Raw genomic sequence first — 16,096 nt, 5'->3', positions numbered from 1 at the left:
CTTACACGGTCGGCTCGGGATCGCCGAGCACAGGGTGCCGCCAAAAGTAACACCGGCGACGCCGGATGGGAATGGGGTCGACGAACACGTTTCGATCACGGCCCACGGCGGTCCGATGGCGGGATGTCGCGGCGAATCGGCAGCGGATCCGTCGCGGTCGTCGGCGCAGGCGAGCATGATGATCCGGTGACTCGTCGAGGGCTGATCCTGTTCGCCGCACTCGGTATCGCCTGGGGCATCCCGTACCTGTTCATCAAGGTGGCGGTGAGCGAACTGGACCCCGCGATGGTGGTGCTGGGACGGTCGGCGCTGGCCGCGATCCTGCTGCTGCCGCTGGCGTTCTTCCGCCGCGAGGTGGCGACGGTGGTGCGCAGGTGGAAGCCTATGCTCGCCTACACGATCGTCGAGATCATCCTGCCGTGGTACTTCCTGAGCTCGGCGGAGCAGCACCTGCCGAGCTCGACCGCGGGGCTCCTGCTCGCCACCGTGCCGCTCGCCGGCGTGGCGATCGCGTTCGCGATGGGCCGGCCGGAGCGGCTCTCGCGCCTGAACTGGCTGGGCCTCGCACTCGGGATGCTCGGCGTCGCCGCGCTCGTCGGCCTCGACATCGCCGGTTCCGACCTGATCGCGGTCGCGCAGATGGCGGTCGTGGTGGTCGGGTACGCCCTCGGTCCGGCGATCCTCGCGCGGTGGATGTCCGACCTGCCCGGCGTCGGCGTCGTGGCGGTCTCGCTCGCGGCGACGGCTGTCGTCTACGTGCCGTTCGTGCTCCTCACGGGCGGCTGGCCGAGGGCGTGGCCGTCGCAGGCGGTCATCGTGTCGATCGTCGTGCTCGCCGTGGTGTGCAGCGCGCTCGCGTTCCTGCTCATGGTGGGGCTGGTCGCCGAGATCGGGCCGGTGAAGGCGACCGCGATCACCTACGTGAACCCCGCCGTGGCGATCCTCGCCGGTGCGCTCGTGCTCGGCGAGCGGGTGACGGTATGGACGATCGTCGGGTTCGCCCTCGTGCTGGCCGGCTCGTATCTCGTGACTCGCCGGCGGCGCGCGCCCGTCGCGGTCGAGGGGCCCGAGGCGGCGCCGGCGCAGCAGCGGCGCGCCTGAGCGGCAGGTGGCCGAGTCCTTTCGGCACATGGCATTCTGGCCGGATGACTCGCCGCAACCATCGCGTCGCCGTGCTCGTGCTGCCCGGGGCGAAGCCGCTCGACGTCGGCATCCCGGCCCAGGTGTTCTCGACCCGCGCGAGCATGCCCTACGAGGTGCGCGTGTGCGGGGCGGCGCCGGGACTCGTCACGGGCGGCGACGGGCTCTCGTACCACGTGGCCGACGGACTGGACGCGCTCGAATGGGCCGAGACGGTGTTCATCCCCGGGTACCGGCATCCCGACCGCGAGGAGCCGCCGGCCGAGGTCGTCGATGCGCTCCGCGCGGCCCACGCGCGGGGAGCGAGGCTCGCGGCGATCTCGACGGGGGCGTTCGCGCTCGCGGCGACGGGCCTGCTCGACGGGCGACGGGCCACGACGCACTGGCACTACACGCGTGCGCTCGCCACGAGGCATCCGCTCGTCGAGGTCGACACGAACGTGCTGTTCGTCGACGAGGGCGCGGTGCTGACCTCGGCCGGCGCCGCGTCGGGCATCGACCTGTGCCTCCACCTCGTGCGCCGCGATCACGGCGTCGCGGTCGCGAACCACGCGGCCCGGCGGCTCGTCGCCGCGCCGTACCGCAGCGGGGGTCAAGCGCAGTACGTTCCGCGGAGTCTTCCGCCCGAGCTCGGGCCCGTGTTCGCGGCGACGCGGGAGTGGGCGCTGCGCCGACTCGACGAACCGCTCACGCTCGACGCGCTCGCCCGCAACGCCAACGTCTCGCCGCGCACCTTCTCGCGCCGCTTCGTGGAGGACACCGGGTACACGCCGATGCAGTGGGTGCTGCGCGCGAGGGTCGACATGGCGCGTGAGCTGCTGGAGCGCAGCGACCTCGGGGTCGAGCAGATCGCCGCGCGCGCAGGCCTCGGCACCGGGGCGAACCTGCGGCTGCACTTCCAGCGCATCCTCGGGGTCACGCCGAGCGACTATCGGCACACCTTCGCCGCGGGGGAGTGAAGCGGGGCCGGGCTGCATCGGGTTGGCGAGATCCTTACGGATACTGACCTGCACGCCACTCGCGCGAAGTCGCCAGTAGGGCGAGGGTTGAAGGGTCCGGATCGAAAGGAACCCCTCCGCCATGACCACCCGCATCGCCATCAATGGCTTCGGCCGCATCGGCCGCAACGTCGTGCGCGCACTCGTCGAGCGCGGCGCCGACCTCGAGCTCGTCGCCGTCAACGACCTCACCGACCCCGCCGGCCTCGCGCGCCTGCTGAAGTACGACAGCACCGCGGGCCGCTTCGGCTCCTCCGTCGAGGTCGACGGCGATGTGCTCGTCATCGACGGCCGTCGCGTCAAGGTGCTCGCCGAGCGCGACCCCGCGAAGCTGCCCTGGGGCGAGCTGAACGTCGACGTCGTGCTCGAGTCGACCGGTCGCTTCACCGACGCCGAGGCCGCGAAGGCGCACCTCACCGCGGGCGCGAAGAAGGTGCTCGTCTCGGCTCCCTCGAAGGGTGCCGACGTCACGCTCGCCTACGGCGTGAACACCGAGGCCTACGACGCCGACACGCACGTCATCGTCTCGAACGCCTCGTGCACCACGAACGCGCTCGCGCCGCTCGCGAAGGTGCTCGACGACCTCGCCGGCATCGAGCACGGCTTCATGACGACGATCCACGCCTACACGCAGGACCAGAACCTGCAGGACGCGCCTCATTCCGACGCGCGTCGTGCCCGCGCCGCGGCCGTCAACATCGTGCCGTCCTCGACCGGTGCGGCGAAAGCCATCGGCCTCGTGCTGCCGAACCTCGAGGGCAAGCTCAACGGCGACTCGATGCGGGTGCCCGTGCCGGTCGGCTCGATCGTCGAGCTCAACACGACCGTCTCGAAGGACGTCACCCTCGACGAGGTGCTCGCCGCCTACAAGGCCGCGGCCGAGGGCCCGCTCAAGGGCGTGCTCGAGTACTCCGACGAGGCGCTCGTCTCGACCGACATCGTCGGCAACCCGCACTCGTCGATCTTCGATGCCGACCTCACCCGGGTCGACGGCCGCCACATCAAGGTCGTCGCCTGGTACGACAACGAGTGGGGCTTCTCGAACCGCGTCATCGACTCGCTGACGCTGCTCGGCGCGTAGTTCTCGCCAGTACCGAACGGGCCCGCCTCCGATGGAGGCGGGCCCGTTCGCGTCCCGGAGTCCCAGGGTCGCGGTCGTCGACGCGCGAGCCGCGGACGCGGGCAACGACGGGGTTACTCTCGGCGGCGGTCCGTCTCACGCGGCGCGATCGCCGTACCGACGAGCCCGACGATCGCCGCGACCGCCATCATGACGGCGATCGGCCACCAGTGCCCCGCCTGGGCGAGTAGTGCGGTCGCCGCGAGCGGGGCGAGCCCGCCGCCCACGATCGCTCCGGCCTCGCGCCCGATCGAGATGCCCGAGTACCGCACGCGCGTGTCGAACATCGCGGTGAAGTAGGCGGGCTGCACCCCGTCGGAGGCCGAGTTCACGATGCCGATCGCGGCGACCACGACACTGATGACGAGCGCCGCCGACCCCGTGTCGAGCACGAGGAAGATCGGCGCGGCCAGCAGGGCGAAGGCGACGAGGCTGCCCACCACGAGGCGGCGTGCGCCGATGCGGTCGCCGAGCGCGCCCCAGAACGGGCAGAGCACCGCGGCGACCGCCGCTCCGACGAGCAGCGCCGTCAGGGTGACTTCGCGGGGCATGCCGACGACCGTCGACGCGTAGCTCAGGCAGAACACCGAGACGACGTAGAAGGTCGTGTTGACCCCGACGCGCACGAGGAAGACGGCGAGGATGCCGCGGGGCCGGCGTAGCACCTCGGCGATGGGTCGTCTCGCCTCACGCCGGGCCGCGAGCATCGCGACGAACTCGGGTGACTCGTCGACCCGGCGGCGGAGCCGCCAGCCGATCGCGACGAGCACGAGGCTCGCGAGAAACGGCACCCGCCATCCCCAGTCGTAGAGCGCCTGCTCGTCGAGCAGCGCGACGAGCACCACGAAGGCGAGGTTGCCGAGGATGAGCCCCAGGTATACCGCGCTCGAGATGAACGCCCCGCGGAACCCGCGCCGCAGAGGCGACTGCTCGAGGGCGAGCAGCACGGCGCCGCTCCACTCGCCGCCCGTCGCGAGGCCCTGCACGAGCCGCAGGACCACGAGCAGCACGGGCGCGAGCGCTCCGACCTGCGCGTGGGTCGGCAGCAGCCCGATGAGGGCGGTGGCGACGCCCATCGTGAGCAGCGTCGCCACGAGCACGCGCCGACGACCGAAGCGGTCGCCGAGGGAGCCCGAGACGAGGCCGCCGAGCGGGCGCGCGACGAAGCCCGTCGCGAAGACGGCGAACGAGAGCAGCAGGCTCGTGAGCTTGTCATCGGCGGGGAAGAACAGCGTCGGGAAGACGAGCGCCGCGGCCGTGCCGTAGAGGAAGAAGTCGTACCACTCGAGCACGGTGCCGAAGGCCGCCGCGGTGAGGGCCCGACGGCTTCGGGTCGGGTCGGAGGCGGGACCCGCGGCGGGCGCGGTCTCGAGCGCCGTCGATGCGCCGCTCATGCGGTCACCGCCCCGGCCGTCGCCCCGGCCGCCGACTTGCGCGCCGGCACCGTCGCGAGCGGAGCCGCGAAGAACGCCAGTTCGTGCCGTGACGAGGCGACGAACGCGCGGTGCATCCGCTCTCGTACGGCCGGCGTGGCACGGGAGGCGGCCGCGGTCGTGATCGCGATCGCCTCCCGGGTCGCGATCGCGAACGCCGGGTCGGCGTAGGTCGCGAGCCATGAGGCGTACGGATGCCCCGGGTCGAGCGCCTGCGCCCCGAACTCGCCTGCGGCGAGTCGTTCTCCGAGGTCGGTGTAGATCCAGAAGCAGGGCAGTAGTGCGGCGACCAGCACGGCGTAGTCGCCGCGCGCCGCCGTCGCGAGCAGATGGTCGAGATACGCCGTCGTCGCGCCGTCGGGTTCGGCGACCTCGCGCTCGCCCTGCCCGTCACGGGCGCTGCGCCCGGCCGCCGGCCCGAGCCAGCTCTCGTGCAGCTCGAGCTCGCCGACGATCGAGCCGTGCGCGGAGTTCGCCCAGAACGCCTGCGCCGGAGCATCCGGTGCGAGTCGCGCCGCCTCTGCGAGCACGCGGGCGTAGTCGTGGAGGTACAGGGCGTCCTGCGCGAGGTAGCCGAGGAACGGCTCGCGAGCGAGGGAACCGTCGGCGAGGCCGCGGATGAACGGCAGCTCGTCGATCTCCCGCCGCACGCCGGCGATGCCGGCCCACCATTCGGCCTCGACCTCGGTCGGCGTCGGCGCGGTGCGGGTGCCGCCGCGCTCCCAGAGGCCGGCGAAGTGGTTGATCGGGCCGTGCCCGCCGCCGACCCCGAGCGCCTCACCGTGGCGGAGCGATTCGCGGAGCCACCGACGGGCTTCGGCGATCGCGGCCGGCCAGTCGCCGTGCTCGGCGGCAAGGGTCGCGATCGCCGAGGAGAGCGAGCAACCGGTGCCGTGGGTCGCCGTCGTGGCGATGCGTTCGCCGTCGAAGTCGACGATCGTCGCGGTGGCGGCGTCGACGAGGGCGTCGGGTGCGGCGTCGCCGGGCAGGTGACCGCCCTTCGCGAGCACCCGCACGCCGTATCGCGCCGAGACGCTCTCGGCCTGCGCGATCGCCTCGGCCCACGTCGCCGCGACGACGGGAGGACCGTCGCCGGTACCCGCGAGCACCGCGAGCTCGCCGAGGTTCGGGGTGACGAGGTCGGCGAGCGGCAGCAGCTCCCGGATCGCCTCCTCGGCGTCGGCGTCGAGCAGGCGGTCGCCGCTTGTGGCGACCATGACCGGGTCGAGAACGACGATCGGCGGGCGGGCGCGTGCGAGCCACTCGGCGACGGTGCGGATGACCTCGGCGTTCGCGAGCATGCCGAGCTTCACCGCGTCGATCGTGATGTCATCGCTGATCGCGTCGAGCTGTGCCGCGAGGAAGCTCGCCGGCGGCACATGCACCTCGCGCACGCCCCGCGTGTTCTGCGCGGTGAGGGCGGTGATCACGGCCATGCCGTAGCCGCCGACGGCCGAGATCGACTTCAGGTCGGCCTGGATACCGGCGCCCCCCGAAGGGTCGCTGCCGGCGATGCTCAAGACTCGTGCGGTCACCACTCGTGCGCTCATCGTGCCGCCTCCCATCGGGTCGTGAGATCGCGGGCCACGGCGCGCGGGTCGTCGGCCGTGCAGATCGCCGAGACGAGGGCGACGCCGGCGGCGCCGGCGTCGCGAAGCGGTGCCACGTCGGCCAGCGTGATGCCGCCGATCGCGACGCACGGCAGCACCGCCTCGGCGGCGAAGCGGGCGAAGCCGTCGATGCCGAGGGCCGGCGGATGGTCGGGCTTCGTCGCCGTCGGCCGGATGACCCCGACACCCAGGTAGTCGACCGTGCCGCGCGGCATCCGGCGCAGTGCCTCGAGGTGGGCGGGCGCGTTCGCGGTGAGGCCGACGACGGCGTCGGCGCCGAGCCGGTCGCGAGCGATCGCCGCTGCGGCGTCGCCCTGGCCGAGGTGCACGCCGTCGACGGGCAGTCCGCTCGCCCGCGCCGCGATCGCGAGGTCGAGGCGGTCGTTCACCAGCAGCGCGGCACGGCCGTCGATCGCGGTCGCGAGGTCTTCGAGCAGTCGAAGCAGGTTGGACGTGCTGTCGACCTTGTCGCGCAGCTGCACCACGCGCACCCCGCCGTCGACGGCCGCCGCGACCACCGATGCCACGCCGCGCTCGCCGCAGAGCGCGGCGTCGGTGACGAGGTAGGTCGAGAGGTCGAGTGCGGTGCGGGCGCTCACGAGCGCACCAGCGCAGCGGCGGCCTCGATGCCCGTGACATCGCCGGTGACCCCGCTCGCGTCGACGGTCGCGACGCGCACGCGTGCACGCTCGACGACCTGTTCGGCCGTGAGCTGCGCGAGCGCGTCGAGGAAGCGCGGCGCGAAGGTGCCCGGGCCCACGGTGCCCACTCCGCCCGGATCGGCCGCGGCGATCTCGGCGGCCACCGTGTAGACGAGGGTCGCCGCGACGGCGCCCGCGAACGGGTCATCGCTTGCCGCGAGGAACGCCGCGGTCACGGCGCCGAGTGCGCAGCCGCCGCCCGTCACGAGGGTGAGGAGCGGGTCGCCGTTCGCGACGCGGGCGATGCGGCGGCCGTCGGTGATGAGATCGACGGGGCCCGACACCGCCACGACCGAGCCGTGCGTCGCCGCGAGGTGAGCCGCGGCATCCGCTGCCGAGTCGGTCGCGTCGGAGGTGTCGACCCCGCGGCCTCCGGCCCCCGCTCCGGCGAGCGCCATGATCTCGCTCGCGTTGCCGCGGATCACGGTCGGCCGCCCGGCGAGCAGTTCGTGCGCGAGCGCCGTGCGCACGGGCAGCACGCCGACGGCGACAGGATCGAGCACCCACGGGGTGCCGGCCGCGTTCGCCAAGGGCACCGCCTCCCGTGCGGCGTCGCGCTGCTCCTCGGTGGGAGTGCCGAGGTTCACGAGGAGACCCGAGGCGATGCCGGCGAAGACGCCGGCCTCACCGCGGATGTCGACCATCGCGGGCGCCGCGCCGAGCGCGAGCAGGGTATTGGCCGTCACGTTCGTGACGACCTTGTTGGTGATGCACTGCACGAGCGGCGTCGCCTCGCGAACGAGGTTCAGCAGTTCGGCCGAGTGCCGGGCAGGGTCGATGGACAGACGATCGCTCAACGCGACATCCCTTCGCTAGTTCGAACTAGATCAGGTTCGACGGGTGTGTTCTCAGCCATGCCCGCTTCGGGTGAAGCGGCGCACGGCACCCCGTGTCACTGCGGTCGAGCCTAGCGGTCTGCTCTCGTGCTCACGGCAACGAGAACGGGGGCGGATGCCGCGTGGCATCCACCCCCGATCGGTGCGTGTCGGCTCAGCTCGCGCGACGAGCCCGCACGCGGACGATCCCGTACGCCGCACCGCCGGCGGCGATCAGCGCGAGCGCCAGCCATCCGAGCAGGTCGACGAGCGGAGCTCCGGTGGACGCGAGGCCCGCGTTCGCCGAGGCCGCGCCCGAACCGGCCGCGGCGACCGTGATCGACGCCCTCGCGACCTCGATGCCGTCGATGGTGACGACGATCGAGTGCGCCCCCGTGGGCGTCGACGCGGGGATGGTCCCCGTGAACGTGAATCCGCCGTCGCCGTTCGTCGTCACCGAGCCGAGCGTCTGCGGCGTGGAGTGGAGCTCGACCGCGACGTCGTCGACTCCGGGGGCGAGGTCGCTGCCGACGACCGTGATGCGGCCGCCGGGCACGAGATCGCCGGTCACCTCGACCGAGCCCTTCACGGTGGTCGGGTCCACCGCGGGCGGCGCCACCACGGTCACGGCGGCCGACTCAGCGGATGCCGCGGAGGTGCCGACGGTGTTCCGTGCGGCGACGGTCGCCGTGTAGTCGCCACCCGCGAGGCCGGTGAAGGTTCGCGTCGTCGTGGCGCCGGGCACCGAGACCGGGGCGGCGCCGTTCAGCGAGACGAGGTACTCCGTGATCGGCGAGCCGCCGTCGGCGGGCGCCGTCCACGACACGGTCACGTCGGTGCCGGTGACCGCCGCGACGGGGGCGTCAGGTGCGGCGGGCGCCGTGGCGATGACCTCGGGATCGTCCGGCAGCGCGCTGAAGAAGGTGCCGACCGCCGCGATCGCCTCGTCGGCGAACGCGAGTTGCGCAGCGAGACCCGCGGGGTCGGGCCGGTCGGCGTATCGCCCGGGCAGGTCGTTCACGTACCACCACTCGGTCATGTACTCCTTGTAGGTGCCGTCGCCGTTGGAGTGGATCCACTGCTGCGCGATCGGTGCCGGCTGACCGCCGACGGTGCGCGAGCGGTCGTACTCGAGCAGGTAGGGCACCTGCAGCTTCTTCGCCGTGGCGAGCGCCTTCGAGGTGTCGCCGCCCGGGAAGTAGTCGACCTGGCCCGACACTCCGGGCACGTACTGCGTCACGAGGTTCGGCAGGTACTTCGTGACGAGGTCGCCGTAGAAGTCCGCGAACTCCGAGCCGGTGTCGCGGATGTGCAGGTCGTTGCCCGAGTTGCCGTCGAGGCGCAGGTCGAAGAAGTAGACCTTCGCGACGTCGTTCGCGACGGCCTGCCGGTTGACCTCCTTCAGCACGGCGCGGGTGTTGTGGCACCACGTGCCGCCGAAGAGCAGCACGTAGTCGCCGTCGCTCTCGAGCAGCTTCACGAGCTCGGGGTAGGTGACCGTCTGCACGCGCCAGTCGGCGTCGGCATCGTCGAGCACCGTCGCCCCGCCGTAGACGTCGCGGCCGCCGTAGGCGGAGGCGTGCTTGGCGTTCACGACCTCCGAGGTGAACGTGAACTGCGAGCTCGTGTCGAGGTCCGCTGCCGTGCCCAGCACTGCGGCGACCTCCGCCTTGTAGGCGGTGAGCGCGGCGGGGTCGGCGAGCTGCCCGGCGGTGACCGGCGTCGTGATCGCCGAGACGATGCGGTCCTCAGCACCGTCCGCGAGGTGAGAAGAGTCGTAGACGAACAGCGTCGGGTCGTCGCCCCCGTCGAACGGAGTCTGCGTGTCCTTGCCGAGGGCGTTCGCCACGAGCCGCGCCCAGAGCGGGGCCACGTCGGCATTCGTCGTCGTGCGGATGTCGAGGCGACTGCCGTCGAGACGCGGGTCGAAGTTGTAGATGCGCTCGACACCCGCGGCCTTCGCGACCTCGTTGATCGGGCCGACGGTCGCCGCCGTCTGGGCGTCTTCGGGTCCGCCGATGAGGAACGCGAAGCGCCCCTCCTGGCCGAGCAGGTACTCGAATCGCTCGAAGGTGACGGTCTCGTAGACGCTGTCGGCACCGAGGCCCTCGTACGCGTCGGCGAAGTAGTCGACGGTGTCGGTCGGGCTCTCGGGAGCTGCAGTCGCCGGAGCGGCCGCGATACCGCCGAGCACGACGGTGCCGGCGATCGCGAGCGCCGTCAGCATCGCCGCCCGCCTCGGGGTGGGGCGCTGGTGGTCGGGCACGGTGCTTCCTCTCTGTTGGGGGTGGAGCTGGGGCTGTCGGAGACGGGACGGGTCGGTCATTCGGGCACGGATGTCTCGTCGGGCTGGTCGGCCTGGGGCGACGCGTGCGCGCGGCGACGGGCGAACAGCCGCTGGCCGAGCAGTGCGAGGGCTCCCACAGCCACGAGGGCGACGAGGATGCCGGCACCGGCGAGCCACTCGGGCGTGCCGCCGCTCGAGGCCGCGGTGTTCTCGACGGCCTGGGCGGTGGGCTTCGCGGTCGATGCGCTGATGGTCACCGACTTCGACACGCTCGACACGGGGGACTCGCCGACGGCGTTCACGGCGACCAGGGTCGCCGTGTAGGCACCCGCGCCGAGCACGGTGAAGGTGTGCGAGGTCGCCGTCGCGGCCAGCGGGATCGCCGTGCCCTTGTTGAGCGAGAGCTTGTAACCCGTCACCGGGGATCCGCCGTCGGCCGGCGCCGCCCAGGTCACGGTGAGTGAGCTGCCCTTGGCGACCAGACGCGGGGCGGCCGGGGCGAGGGGAGCGGTCGCAGCGACAGCCGCCGGTGCGGCAGCGCCGGGCTGCGACGCGCTCGCCGATTCATCCGACTCGCCGGAGTCGCCCTCCGACGTGCTCCCGGAGCTGCTGCCGCCGGAGGTGCCCGGGTTCGGGGCGGGCGCCGGTGCCGGTGCGGGCGCGGGGGCCGGGGCGGGTGCCGGCGCAGGTGCCGGGGCGCCGCCGCCGCCGAGCGCGGGCGGCGGATCCTCCTGCGTGCTGTCGTACGGGTAACCACCCGCGTCCTCGCAGGCTCCGAGGTCGAAGTTGATGGAGCAGAGGTCGCAGACGTCGCCGGCGGCCTGCGCCGAGCTGCTGCTGAAGAGCACGAGCGTCGGCACGCTGATGGCGAGCGCGAGGGTCGCCGCGAAGCCGCGGAGGCCGCGAGCGCGGCGAGCGAATCGGGGTCGGGAGGTCATGAGGGTCTTCCTTCTGGTCGGCCGGCTCAGCGGCTGGCGGCGAGTTCGGGGGAGTGGGAGGTGATCGTCTCGGGGAGGTCCGGGTCGTCGAGGTCGTCGCGGTGCACCGCGCGGCCGGCGAAGATCTCGTCGTCGAGCGCGCCGGCCCGGCGGGCGACGATCGCGGCACTGGTGGCCGCGGCCGTGACGTTCGCCATCGTGCTCGCGGTGCCCGCGATGGCGCTGATCGGAATGAGCAGCACGAGCACCTCGATGGGCAGCCCGACCGCCGTCAGCACCGCGGTCGCCGTCACGATCGCGGTGCCGGGCACTCCGGCGGTCCCGAGCGAGACGAGGAGGCCCAGCACGACGAGCACGACGTAGTCGAGCGCCGTGTACTCGATGCCGAGGGCGTTCACCGTGAAGACGGCGACGAGGGTGGGCCAGATGCCGGCGCATCCGGGCATGCCGATCGTCGTGCCGATCGGGGCGGTGAAGCCGGCCACCTCGTCCGAGACGCCGATCTTGCGGGTCAGCGTCGAGATCGTGAGCGGCAAAGTGCCGATGCTCGACTGCGTCGTGAACGCCGTGTACTGCGCGGGCGTCAGCAGGCGGAAGAACCGCAGCGGGTTCAGGTCGGCGAAGACCCGCAGCAGCACGCCGTTGACGAGGTAGGCGTCGACGAAGCACGCGACGAGCGCGATGACGAGCACGCCGACGAGGGCGAGCGCCGTCTCGATGCGCGCCACCGCCGTCGAGGTCGTGACCGCCACGAGGGCGAGCACCGCGTACGGGGTCAGGGCGATGATGAAGCCGACGGCCTTGAAGAGCACCCGGCGCGTGGCATCCACGAACTCCTTGAACGGCCGTACTTTCTCGGCGTTCTTGTCGGCGACGATCAGGTACGAGACGGCGATCAGCAGCGTGAACAGGATGATCGCGATGATGTTGTTCGACGAGATGTCGCCGACGACGTTGTTCGGGAAGAGCCCGACGATGACCTCGTCGAGCGGGGCGAGCAGGCCGGTCAGCGCCGAGCCGTCGACGCCCGCGAGCTCGAGGTTCGCGCCCTTGCCGATGCCCGTCGCAAGCGCGAGCCCCAGCGTCAGCAGGATCGCGATGAGGTTCGTCGCGAGGAGCCAGAAGACCGAGCTCAGGCCGATCGTGCGCAGCTTCGCGAGGCTGCCGAGCGAGGTGACGCTCGAGAGCACCGACACGATGATGAGCGGCGCGACGACCGCCGTGATGACGTTGACGTAGATCGTGCCGATGACGTCGACGTAGTCGAGGTGCCCCTGGAAGAGGAGGCCGACACCGATCCCGACGACGAGCGCGATGACCGTGAGCAGGGTGAACTTCGCGCCGGCGCGGCGCAGCAGGAACAGGCCGACGAAGAGCACGGCGATGAGGGCGAGGGCGGCGAGCGAGAGCCAGTCGAGGTCAGCCACGACGGCCTCCGAGCGGCGCGGATGAGGTGCGGATTCGGTGCATGGGCTCGACGGTATTGACCGCCGGATGCCTCGGCGCGACGGGTGTCGCACTGTGAATGCCTATGACGGCATACGTCGCTGGACGTGCTGTTTCGGCGTCGTTCGGTGTCGTTCGGTGGCGTTGCGCGACGTCGGATGACGGCGGGTGATGCCGCTAGTGTGACGTCCCGCGACGTCAGACGTTCACGCCGCTCGGCCCGGTCGGCTCGCCGAACCAGTACGCCGGAGCCGGGAGTTCGACGCCCACCGACGCGAGTGCGATCGCGGCGAAGGCGTAGATCATGATCGCGATCGTCAGCACCCCGAGCGCCATCGTGATCGGAACGGCCGGGGAGACCCTCATGCCTTCGCGGCGATAGCGCGGCGCAGCCATGAATGCGATCCACATGGAGGTCGCGGCGAAGCCCGTGATCCACACCGTGCGGAGCGCGTCGCCCTCGAGCGGTGCCACGAGGGCGATCACGAGCGAGGCGATCGACATGAGCAGCCCCGTGTACGCGAAGAACCGAGCGAACCCGATGCCGCCGACCTCGTCCTCGCCCGTCCACCACGGCCCGTCGGGCCGGTCCGACTCCTCGGATCCGTCCGGCTCGCGTGCATCGCTCATGCTGCGATCGTAGGGCGGATGCCCCCAGTTGGAGTGGGTTCGCTCGATCACCGATGAGCCCCACAGTACGTTCGGAGAATGAGACGCGACTCCGGACACGGGTACAGCTTGAGCGATATGCAGACGTACGGAGCCGAGGATGCCTCGGACCTCGAGACGATCCTCGACGCACTCGACGGAGGCGAAAGCCAGCGCCGGTCTGCTGAACCTGGCAAGGCCTGGAAGAGTATCCTCCGTGCGCCCCGACATGCACTCGGTGCTCTCGACCTCGCCAGCGTGCCGACCGATCCCGGTGTCTGCGTCGTCTTCGATGGCGATGAGCCGGTGTTCGTGGGTCGTGCATCAGGACGGGAGGGCTTGCGCGGGCGCCTTCGGGCACACCGGGCGACCGATACCGACCTGAGCCGAAGCGCTCTCCGCGCTAGCGTCGCCGTCGACGTGCTCGGAATCAGCAGGTGGACGGCTCGACAGCGCCCGAGCGTCATCTCCGAGAAGTTCATCGACCCCGTGAATGGGTACCTCGCCGACTGCGTCGTGGCATGGGTCGTGTGCACCGATGAGCCTGCCACCAGGCAACTCAAGTCGCGTCTTCTGGCCGAGTACGTGCCCGAGTACAACCTGGAGGCGTGAGCTGCCCGGTCACGCGATTCCTGACCGATGTCGATCTGACGCTTCCCCGTTCGACGTCCAGAATGAGAGCGGAGATACCGCCTCGGAAGGAACACGAACATGCGCACCCTCATCGTCACCGAGTTCATCAGCCTCGACGGCGTCATCGATTCGCCCGGTGGCGGCTCGCACCCGCGGGCCGGCTGGACCTTCACGGACATCCCCTTCGTCGAGGAGGCGTACGAGCTCAAGGGCCGCGAGCAGCTCGAGGCCGGTGCGATGCTCATCGGCCGCGTCAGCTACGACGAGTTCGCTCCCGTCTGGCCGACGATGGTCGACGAGTTCGCGGAGTACAACGCGATGCCGAAGTACGTCGTCTCGAGCACGCTGACCGATCCCGAGTGGAACAACACGCACGTGCTGCGCTCGCTCGACGACGTCGCGAAGCTCAAGCAGAGCGACGGCGCGCCCATCATCGTGCACGGCAGCGCCACCCTCGCGAAGGGCCTCGCCGCGGCCGGCCTCGTCGACCGTTACCACCTGCTCGTCTTCCCGGTGCTGCTCGGCGACGGCAAGCGCCTCTTCGGTGACGGCGACCCGTACACGCACCTCGACCTCGTCGAGTGCGAGGCCTACTCCAACGGCATCATCAAGCAGGTCTTCGACGTCAAGCGCTGACCGCCGTCGAGCGCTGAGCCTCACGAGCAGCGGATGCCGCGGCATCCGTCATCTCCTTCCGAAACGGGCGTGTGAGTTCCGCCTCATGTGAGGCGGAGCTCACACGGCGCTTCGAGACATCCGTTCGTCACGGGGTCGGACTCGGACCGGTCACCCGCTTCTTCTCGCGCACATAGACCTCGCGGCGCACTCGGGCGACGACGTCGCCGTCACGATCGATGATCTCGGTCTCGAACCACTCGAGCACCTTCGCGCCGCCGCGGGCGCGTTCGCGCAGCTCGGCCGTCTTCTCGGGCGACACGGCGAAGTGCGCGGTCAGCACGCCCCGGCCGGGCTTGACGAACTCGATCTCGCCGCGGGTGTCCCACACGATGTAGTCGCGCCCGATCTGGTGCATGACGAGCATGAAGAAGTAGGGGTCGGTCATCGCCGACATCGATCCGCCGAACGCGGTCTTCACGTAGTTGCGGGTGAAGACGTTCACGTGCAGCTCGACGGTCGCGCTCGTCCAGTCGGGTGCGAAGCGCTTCACGCGGATGCCGCTGAACAGGTTCGGGATCCACAGGCTCATGCCGAGGGCGAGGCGTCGAGGTGTCACGGGCATGTCGATGAGTCTTGCGCGACCGGTCGGATGTCGCGAGCCGCTTGTAGGCGGTCGACAAGCCTCGGAGGGCCGACCGGCAGGCGGATGGGCGGCACGTACGCGCCGCCCACCCGCGCCGTGCGATCAGGCCGCGGCGTCGGCGACGTCGACGACGGCGCGCAGTCCGTCGACGAGCGAGGTCGTGGGGCGGCCGATGAGGCGCGAGAGCGTGCCGTCCGTCTCCGAGAGCGCGCCCTCGCGGATGCCGGAGTCGAGGGCCGCGACGAATCCGGCCGTGTCGGCGTCGAGTCCTGCCGACTGCAGCGCCGCGACGTGCTCCTCGGTCGTGAGCGGGGTGAAGACGACCTCGCGGCCGACCACCTCACCGGCGGCGACAGCGAGTTCGGGGAAGCTCCAGGCGACGTCCCCGCCGAACTCGTAGACCTCGCCGAGGTGACCGTCTTCGAGCAGCACCACGGCGGCGCCCTCGGCGAGGTCGGCGCGGGTGGCGCTCGCGATGCGCCCGTCGCCCACGGACGACGCGATCACGCCGGTCGATGCGGCGCGCGTGACATCCGCTGCGTAGTTCTCGGTGTACCAGTTGTTGCGCACGATCACCGCGGGAACGCCGGAGGCGGCGATCGCCTCCTCGGTGGCCTTGTGATCGGGGGCGAGGACGAGGCTCGTGGTGGTGGCGCGGGGCGCGCTCGTGTAGACGAGCTTCGCGATGCCGGCGGCCTTCGCGGCGTCGATCACGTTCTGGTGCAGCGCAACGCGGCCGCCGGGCACCGATGCCGAGATGAGCAGCACGGTGTCGACGCCGTCGAGTGCCGCCGCGATGGTCTCGGGCCGCGCGTAGTCGAGCTCGGCGGTGCGGATGCCGCGGGCGGCGAACTGGTCGAGCTTCGACGTGTCGCGGGCGGTCGCGACGATGTCGGCGGGGGCGGCGCCGCGGGCGAGCAGCGACTCGACGACGAGGCGGCCGAGCTGGCCCGAGGCGGCGGTGACGAGGATGGTCATGGGTGGTGGTCCTTCCGGTTGCGGTCACCATGGGTCAACCGGATGCTTCGCACCAACCTTCCCTCGCGGCGGTACCCACTTTGACGTA

15 protein-coding genes and 1 riboswitch are annotated in these 16,096 nt (G+C 71.4%); of the genes, 5 read left to right on the top strand and 10 right to left on the bottom strand.

Annotated elements, in window-relative coordinates; translation table 11 throughout:
* Nucleotides 1-186: 186 nt before the first annotated feature.
* The 3 genes from ASD23_RS13700 to gap all read left to right on the top strand — a co-directional run bounded on the left by ASD23_RS13700 (nt 187) and on the right by gap (nt 3,219).
* Nucleotides 187-1,101 (top strand): DMT family transporter, encoded by a 915-nt coding sequence (locus ASD23_RS13700; protein WP_056013224.1) that lies wholly within the window; start codon nt 187-189, stop codon nt 1,099-1,101.
* A gap of 44 nt (nt 1,102-1,145) precedes the next feature.
* Nucleotides 1,146-2,099: a GlxA family transcriptional regulator gene (locus tag ASD23_RS13695; protein WP_056011622.1), complete on the top strand. Its 954-nt coding sequence runs from the start codon at nt 1,146-1,148 to the stop codon at nt 2,097-2,099.
* Between the two features lie 121 nt (nt 2,100-2,220).
* Nucleotides 2,221-3,219: a type I glyceraldehyde-3-phosphate dehydrogenase gene (gene gap / locus ASD23_RS13690; RefSeq protein ID WP_056011617.1), complete on the top strand. Its 999-nt coding sequence runs from the start codon at nt 2,221-2,223 to the stop codon at nt 3,217-3,219.
* A 113-nt stretch (nt 3,220-3,332) separates the two neighbouring features.
* On the opposite strand, the gene ASD23_RS13685 is transcribed toward gap, so the two are convergent.
* From ASD23_RS13685 to ASD23_RS13650, 8 genes are all read right to left on the bottom strand, one after another.
* Entirely contained in the window at nt 3,333-4,652 is a 1,320-nt protein-coding gene (locus tag ASD23_RS13685; protein WP_056011614.1) for an MFS transporter, read from the bottom strand.
* Complete coding sequence (locus tag ASD23_RS13680) at nt 4,649-6,241, bottom strand: bifunctional hydroxymethylpyrimidine kinase/phosphomethylpyrimidine kinase (protein WP_157377099.1); 1,593 nt, start codon at nt 6,239-6,241, stop codon at nt 4,649-4,651. Before ASD23_RS13680 ends, ASD23_RS13685 begins: the two co-directional genes overlap by 4 nt.
* Complete coding sequence (thiE, locus tag ASD23_RS19335) at nt 6,238-6,900, bottom strand: thiamine phosphate synthase (protein WP_056011608.1); 663 nt, start codon at nt 6,898-6,900, stop codon at nt 6,238-6,240. The genes ASD23_RS13680 and thiE overlap by 4 nt, the downstream gene beginning before the upstream one ends.
* Nucleotides 6,897-7,799: a hydroxyethylthiazole kinase gene (thiM, locus tag ASD23_RS13670; protein WP_200941719.1), complete on the bottom strand. Its 903-nt coding sequence runs from the start codon at nt 7,797-7,799 to the stop codon at nt 6,897-6,899. The genes thiE and thiM overlap by 4 nt, the downstream gene beginning before the upstream one ends.
* Nucleotides 7,790-7,902, bottom strand: a riboswitch (TPP riboswitch). (Overlaps the previous gene by 10 nt.)
* A 90-nt stretch (nt 7,903-7,992) precedes the next feature.
* Nucleotides 7,993-10,083 carry a fibronectin type III domain-containing protein gene (locus ASD23_RS13665; RefSeq protein WP_162248753.1) on the bottom strand — a complete coding sequence of 697 codons (2,091 nt, stop codon included), beginning with the start codon at nt 10,081-10,083 and terminating at the stop codon, nt 7,993-7,995.
* A gap of 56 nt (nt 10,084-10,139) precedes the next feature.
* Nucleotides 10,140-11,042 (bottom strand): fibronectin type III domain-containing protein, encoded by a 903-nt coding sequence (locus ASD23_RS19115; RefSeq protein WP_056011602.1) that lies wholly within the window; start codon nt 11,040-11,042, stop codon nt 10,140-10,142.
* 26 nt (nt 11,043-11,068) lie between these two features.
* The gene (locus ASD23_RS13655; protein WP_056011599.1) at nt 11,069-12,469 is read right to left on the bottom strand and encodes a dicarboxylate/amino acid:cation symporter; all 1,401 of its coding nucleotides are present in this window, start codon (nt 12,467-12,469) and stop codon (nt 11,069-11,071) included.
* 217 nt (nt 12,470-12,686) lie between these two features.
* Nucleotides 12,687-13,118, bottom strand: coding sequence for a hypothetical protein (locus tag ASD23_RS13650; protein ID WP_056011594.1), 432 nt, complete (start codon nt 13,116-13,118; stop codon nt 12,687-12,689).
* A gap of 438 nt (nt 13,119-13,556) precedes the next feature.
* On the opposite strand from ASD23_RS13650, the gene ASD23_RS18910 reads away from it, so the two are divergent.
* Nucleotides 13,557-13,748 (top strand): hypothetical protein, encoded by a 192-nt coding sequence (locus tag ASD23_RS18910; RefSeq protein WP_157377098.1) that lies wholly within the window; start codon nt 13,557-13,559, stop codon nt 13,746-13,748.
* 99 nt (nt 13,749-13,847) lie between these two features.
* Entirely contained in the window at nt 13,848-14,405 is a 558-nt protein-coding gene (locus tag ASD23_RS13640; RefSeq protein ID WP_056011588.1) for a dihydrofolate reductase family protein, read from the top strand.
* Nucleotides 14,406-14,532: 127 nt separating this feature from the next.
* Here the strand turns inward: ASD23_RS13640 and ASD23_RS13635 are convergent, their stop codons facing one another.
* Together ASD23_RS13635 and ASD23_RS13630 are read right to left on the bottom strand one after the other, a co-directional pair.
* Nucleotides 14,533-15,009, bottom strand: a complete 477-nt coding sequence (locus ASD23_RS13635) for a DUF4442 domain-containing protein (RefSeq protein ID WP_056011585.1) — start codon at nt 15,007-15,009, stop codon at nt 14,533-14,535.
* A gap of 123 nt (nt 15,010-15,132) precedes the next feature.
* Nucleotides 15,133-16,008: an SDR family oxidoreductase gene (locus ASD23_RS13630; RefSeq protein ID WP_056011582.1), complete on the bottom strand. Its 876-nt coding sequence runs from the start codon at nt 16,006-16,008 to the stop codon at nt 15,133-15,135.
* Between the last annotated feature and the right edge of the window lie 88 nt (nt 16,009-16,096).

Source organism: Agromyces sp. Root1464 (genome assembly GCF_001427265.1).
Classification (GTDB): Bacteria; Actinomycetota; Actinomycetes; order Actinomycetales; family Microbacteriaceae; genus Agromyces; species Agromyces fucosus.
Note: the sequence above shows the minus strand (reverse complement) of the source record. Positions and strands in the feature narration are given on the sequence as shown.